The sequence below is a fragment of the Allostella sp. genome (genome assembly GCF_041913585.1).
Lineage (GTDB): Bacteria > Pseudomonadota > Alphaproteobacteria > ATCC43930 > Allostellaceae > Allostella.
Genome location: NZ_JAYSFE010000182.1, coordinates 1 through 5,221, shown reverse-complemented (window position 1 = coordinate 5,221; position 5,221 = coordinate 1). Strand labels below are relative to the sequence as shown.

The following is a 5,221-nucleotide window of genomic DNA, read 5'->3' as shown; positions in this document are numbered from 1 at the left end:
CCGGTCGATCAGTGCCGGTCGATCAGTGCCGGGCGCGCAGCGCGGCGAGCCGCTCGGTCAGGCTCTGGGCCGGCGTCGCCTTGCCCTGCGCCTGGGCGAGGGCGGCCGCGATGTTGCCGTCCTCCTTCTCGGGCGTCGTCGGCTGGAGCAGGCGGCTCTTGGCGTTGGCCGCCTCGGCCGAGGCGAGATCCCGCTCGGCCGAATCCTTCATCGCCTTCAGCGCCACCGACAACCCGCTCGTCGCGCTGGCGAGCCCGGCCGCACGCCGGGCCGCCTCCGCCTGGCGCTCGGCCGCCGCGCGCTGCTGTTCGGCCCTCGACATGTCGCGCTGGGCCCGCTCGAGTTCGCCGCGCGCCTGCTTCAGCTTGGCGCCGGCATCGGCATACGAGCGCTCCAGGGTCTCGAGGAAGGACTGCGCGTCGTCCGCGTCGCGCCCCTCGCGCTCGACCTCGGGCGCCATCTCCTCCAGCATGGCGACCAGCGTGCCGAGGCTCTTCTCGAGCTGTGCCTTGCGCGCCGGATCGGTCTCGGCGGCGGCCTGCTTCTCCAGCAGCTCGGCCGCGGCCATGCGCTGGCGCGACAGGTCCTGGATGGCGACCGCCTCCCTCTTCTCCCGGTCATAGGCCTGACGGGCCTTGGCGACCTCCAGCCCGAGCTGGTCCAGATGCCCCTCCATGGTGCGCAGTTCCGCCTCGGTCGCGGCCTTGGGGTCCCAGCGGACCAGGGCCTCGACGCCGGCCTGGACGGCCTGATCGGCCTTCACGCCCAGGAGGTTGCGGATGAAGATCAGCATGCCGGTGTCACTCCCCGTCTAGAGTTCGCGCCTGAATATGGGGGCGGTCGCCCCGCTTGAAAGGCCGTCGCCTCACCCCGCCATCGCGCCTGCGTTGAGCAGGGCGACGGCGAGCTGCACGCCCACCATGGCGAGCGCCGCCGCGGTGTTCCCGCCCTCGATGAGGTGGCGCAGCCCAGGCAGGATCAGCGTCGCCACCAGGAAGGTCGCCACCTGCAGGACGACGGCGATGGCACCCCACAGCACGACGTCGAGCCACACGGCCGAGGTCGCCAGCGTCGCCGCCAGCGGGATCGACACGCCGAGGAAGATGCCGAAGGTCATGATGCCGGCGGCGAGGTTGCCTTCGCGGATCAACTGCCGCTCGCGGAACGGCGTCACCGCCATGTAGAGCAGGACCCCCGCCGCCAGCAGCACCAGCGTCGTGGCGAAGTGCAGCAGCAGCACGGGCACGCCGGCGCCGAGGCTGGCGAAGATGCGGGAGAACACGTCGTCCATCGCAGCTGGGTCCTTCTTGCTCGTTGCGCCGCCCACTCAGGCGATGGCGATCGACGCCGGGTTGACGTCGATGCCGGCGGCGATCTCGACATAGGCCTCGCCGCCGCCCTCGATCACCGAGACCAGGATGTATTCCGCCTCCGGCGCCGGCGCCGCCGTGCCGGTCGGCCGCGAGTAGAGCATGGCGTGGACCTCCCGGCGCGACGGCCCGCGGGCGCCCTCGATCGTCTCGGTCCACTCGCGCGGCGCGACCCGGCGGTCGCCCGGCAGCCAGTGCCGGCCGTAGACGACCCCGTCCTTGGTCTGGAACTCGGGCCAGCCGACCATGCCCTCCTGCTCGTCCATCCAGAAGGCCCATTCGTCGCGATCGGCCGGGTGGATCTCGTCGATCGGCTGGAACCAGCGGCATTCCTCCGGCCGGCCGTCGGCGTCGAGCCAGAGCTGGAACCAGCCGTCGCTGCCGGCGAGATAGAGGCGGTGCATCTCGATCTCGCCGGCGTCGATATGGCCGACGGCGGCCACCGAGACGAGGTTGTTGCCGCCGCCCGCCGCCGGCCCGGTGACCTTGGTCGCGCCGGCCGCCATCAGGAACGGGGTCGGGTCGAACGGGAACGTCATGCCGACCCGGAAGAACTCCGGCTTGTACGGCTCCTTGTCGAGCTTGCGGCGGAGAATGCCGCGCGCGGTGTCGATCGGTCCCATCTCGGCTCCTTTCGCGGTCGCGGGCGTCGGGCCGCCGGCAGCCCGTCGCCGGCGGAAGAACCGCCAGGTGATGAACGCGAACCCGGCCAGCAGGAGGACGGTGAGGAGGATGCCGCCGATCCCGCCGCCGCCACCGTCATCGGTCCCGGCGACGTCCGGCGGCAGGCGACCCGGCTGGGGCGCCTCTCCGGCCAGCGCCGCGGTCTGGCGGTCGAGCTCCTCGAGCTTGGCCTTGAGCGCGGGATCCTCGGCGGCCCGCCGCTCGGCGTCCTGGCGCCACGCCTGGACGCCGGGATCGTCGCGATTGTCGTGGAATGCCCGCGCATGGCCGGGCCGGTTCAGCGTGTCGAGCAGGAACCACAGCAGCATCGCGTCCCAGGCGCCGAAGCGGCCGCCCTGGGCGTAGGACGGCACCTGCCACCCGCCGCCCGGCGCCGACGGCGCGGCGCGGTAGTCGTAGCGCGGCGGCGGGCGGGTCGAGGGCGTGCGGCCGAGCAGCGGCCCCTGCGGCAGCGTGATGGCGCCCCGGCTGCCCGGCGTGCCGGAGGTGCCGCCCTGGCTGCCGCGGAAGAGGTCGAGCGCGTCCTGCGACCCGCGGCGCTGCATCGCCCGGTCCGACTGCGATTGCGCCGGCGCCTGGCGGGGCACGTAGACCGGTGCGGACGGGCGGGCATAGCCGCCGGAGGTCGAGGGGCGTCGCGTCGAATAGGAGGGAGAGAACGACGGCGTGCGGCTCGAAGGGCGCGAGTAGCCGCCCGACGAGCGCCGCTGCGCCTGGGCCTCCTCGGTCGCGACGACGGTGACGGCGCTCCCCAGCGCCGCCACGCGCAGGAGCGGCTGGGCCGCCGGCGCGACCGCGCCCCACAGCGACAGGCCGATGGCCAGCGCCCGGCCGCTTCGTCGCCACCACCCCGTTCGTCCCGCCGTCACGCCGCCATCCTCGTGCTCGGGTCCGCGATCGGCCGGCGGCGGCCGAGGCTCAGGCGGGGTATCGCCTCAGCCACTCGACCACCGGGGCCGCCTGCTCCGCCGTCCACAGCCACGGACGGTGACCGCAGCCGGCCACGGTCAGCAACTCCGTGTCCGGCCGTTCGGTCATCCGCTGCGCGACGGCGGCATCCAGCATATCGGAATACTCCCCGCGGATGACGAGGGCGGGACAGCAGACCCGCGCCCACTTGTCCCACAGGTCGTAGTCCCTGGCCGTCATCGCCATGAGCTGGCGGCGGATCCGCGGATCGTAGAGCAGGCGGAAGCCGGTGCCGTGCCGGGCGATGTTGCGCGAGACGAAGCGGATCCATTCCGACCGCGGCAGCGGCCCCGAGGCGGAGAGCAGCCGGCGCAGCGCCAGCTCGATGGCCGGGAGATCGGGATAGTCGTGGCTGGGGGGCAGGTTGTGCAGCACCCGCAACGGTCCCGACTTCGGCGAATAGGCGCCGACATCGTTCAGGATCAGGGTCCGGAACGGCGCCCCCTGGTGCGCCATCTTCATCGAGATGAAGCCGCCCATCGAACTGCCGATCACGTCGACGCGGGCAGCGCCGCTGCGCGCGATGACCGCCATGATGTCGTTCGAGAACAGGGGATAGCCGTATTCGTCGGCGTCCCGGCGCCAGCCGCTGCGGCCATGCCCGGCGAAGTCCGGGCAGAGCACGCGGAAGCCGGCGGCGCCGAGCACCCGGGCGAGACCGTCGAACTCGGCATTGCACTGGAACATGCTGTGCAGGCAGACGACGACCCGCTCGGCGTCCGGCGGCCCGCACTCGGTGTAGTGCACCGCGTGGTAGGCGCCCTGGTAGAGCGAGGTGACGGTGCCGACCCGGATCTCGGTGCCGGGGGCGGCCTGCGTTCGCACGGGCTGCAGCATCGCGCCCCCGATCCTCAGTCGACGATGAAGAGCCGCGCCCCGGTCTCGGTCGAGGAGCGGTGGGCGGCGTCCCCATGGTCCGAGACCTCGTAGCCCATCCCGGCCGTCAGCACCGAAGTCCGTCCGTCCCGCAGTTCGCTGACCAGTTCCCCCTCGACCACGAACAGGATGTGCCCGCGGTCGCACCAATGGTCGGCCAGATAGCCCGGCGAATACTCGACCATCCGCACCCGGATGTCGCCGATCTCCAACGTCCGCCAGAGCGCGAAGCCGCGCTCGCCGGGGTGCCGCGTCGGCTCGACCTTGGACCAGTCGGTGACCGTGAAGGGGAGGGCCGGGATCTTCATCGGGCGCACCCTATGCGTCACGATCGGCCCACGCAACGATCCACCGATTCCGCATTGCGGCAGAGATTGGCCGTTCCGGGGGAACCGCCGCCGGGCCGTCGCGTTGGACCGACGATGCCTGTCGAAGCCGATCCCACCCGAGCCTATGGAATCTGCACCATCGGCCCGCTTGCGACGGGCGCGAATCCCACGGCCATCGCCGCCGCCGCCCGCCGGGCCGGCTTTCGCGCCCTCCTCCTCGACGATCCGGACACGCTGCCGCGATTCGCGGCGGGGGCCGGGGAATCGGACATCGATCTTCTGGTCGAGGTCCGGACACCCGGCGAGGCCCGGCGGGCCGCCGCACTCGGCGCCGGCGGCGCCCTCTGCCGTGACCCCCACCGCGACCCCGATGGATGGCGCGACCTCTGTTGCGCGACAGCGTCCGGGGGACGCCCCTTCCGGCTCCACGCCGGTACGGTCGGATTGCCGCGCGAGGCCCAGGCGAGGTTGCAGGGGATCGGCTTCGACGGAGTCCTCGCCTCGACCGCGTGGTGGAACGGGCGCGACGCGTGGCTCGTCGACGAACACGAGGCGCTGCGCCGGATCGCGCCGGTGCGTTCGACCGTCCGGCCCGAGGCTCCGGACTGGCTGCTCGCGGTGGCGGCCGCGACCGGCGACGGCCTGTTCCTCGCCGTCGACGATCCGGAGGCCCTTGCCGACCCGCGGCTCGCCGCCGCCAACCGCCTCGCCGATACCGTGGCCGCACACGGCTGCCGAGGCGAACTGCGGCTGGTGCCGGCGGGACCGGGACGACCCGCACTCCTGCTGCGGGCCGACGCCGCCGACATCCGGCAGGCGGGCCGGGCGCTGGTGGTCGCGGCACATGTCGGCGGCAATGATGCGGTCCGGATTCCCGACCACCTGCCGCCGATGGCCGGCCGCGCCTTCGGCCCGGTCCGACCGCTCGCAGCCGCGCGGTCGCCGGTCCTCGAGCCCGGCCAAGTGCGGCTGATGGCGGTCGACGCCGCGTCG

General features: G+C 73.1%; 5 protein-coding genes and 1 pseudogene. 1 reads left to right on the top strand and 5 read right to left on the bottom strand.

Annotated features, from left to right (window positions below; genetic code table 11):
- Positions 1 to 22: 22 nt before the first annotated feature.
- From ACE3Q3_RS22105 to ACE3Q3_RS22085, 5 genes are all read right to left on the bottom strand, one after another.
- Positions 23 to 793, bottom strand: a complete 771-nt coding sequence (locus ACE3Q3_RS22105) for a hypothetical protein (protein WP_374449633.1) — start codon at positions 791 to 793, stop codon at positions 23 to 25.
- Positions 794 to 865: 72 nt separating this feature from the next.
- Positions 866 to 1,291, bottom strand: coding sequence for a DUF350 domain-containing protein (locus ACE3Q3_RS22100; protein WP_374449631.1), 426 nt, complete (start codon positions 1,289 to 1,291; stop codon positions 866 to 868).
- A gap of 36 nt (positions 1,292 to 1,327) precedes the next feature.
- Complete coding sequence (locus ACE3Q3_RS22095; protein WP_374449629.1) at positions 1,328 to 2,923, bottom strand: DUF2491 family protein; 1,596 nt, start codon at positions 2,921 to 2,923, stop codon at positions 1,328 to 1,330.
- Between the two features lie 49 nt (positions 2,924 to 2,972).
- Positions 2,973 to 3,860, bottom strand: coding sequence for an alpha/beta fold hydrolase (locus ACE3Q3_RS22090; RefSeq protein ID WP_374449627.1), 888 nt, complete (start codon positions 3,858 to 3,860; stop codon positions 2,973 to 2,975).
- Positions 3,861 to 3,874: 14 nt separating this feature from the next.
- Positions 3,875 to 4,207: a DHCW motif cupin fold protein gene (locus tag ACE3Q3_RS22085; protein WP_374449625.1), complete on the bottom strand. Its 333-nt coding sequence runs from the start codon at positions 4,205 to 4,207 to the stop codon at positions 3,875 to 3,877.
- Between the two features lie 489 nt (positions 4,208 to 4,696).
- Here ACE3Q3_RS22085 and ACE3Q3_RS22080 point away from each other — a divergent pair.
- Positions 4,697 to 5,221 (top strand): annotated as a pseudogene (locus ACE3Q3_RS22080) (hypothetical protein); the annotation flags it as partial.

Bases quoted from the DNA above. Each gene is read 5' to 3' on its own strand.
- ACE3Q3_RS22105 (WP_374449633.1), bottom strand. From the start codon at position 793: ATGCTGATCTTCATCCGCAACCTCCTGGGCGTGAAGGCCGATCAGGCC.
- ACE3Q3_RS22100 (WP_374449631.1), bottom strand. From the start codon at position 1,291: ATGGACGACGTGTTCTCCCGCATCTTCGCCAGCCTCGGCGCCGGCGTG.
- ACE3Q3_RS22090 (WP_374449627.1), bottom strand. From the start codon at position 3,860: ATGCTGCAGCCCGTGCGAACGCAGGCCGCCCCCGGCACCGAGATCCGG.
- ACE3Q3_RS22085 (WP_374449625.1), bottom strand. From the start codon at position 4,207: ATGAAGATCCCGGCCCTCCCCTTCACGGTCACCGACTGGTCCAAGGTC.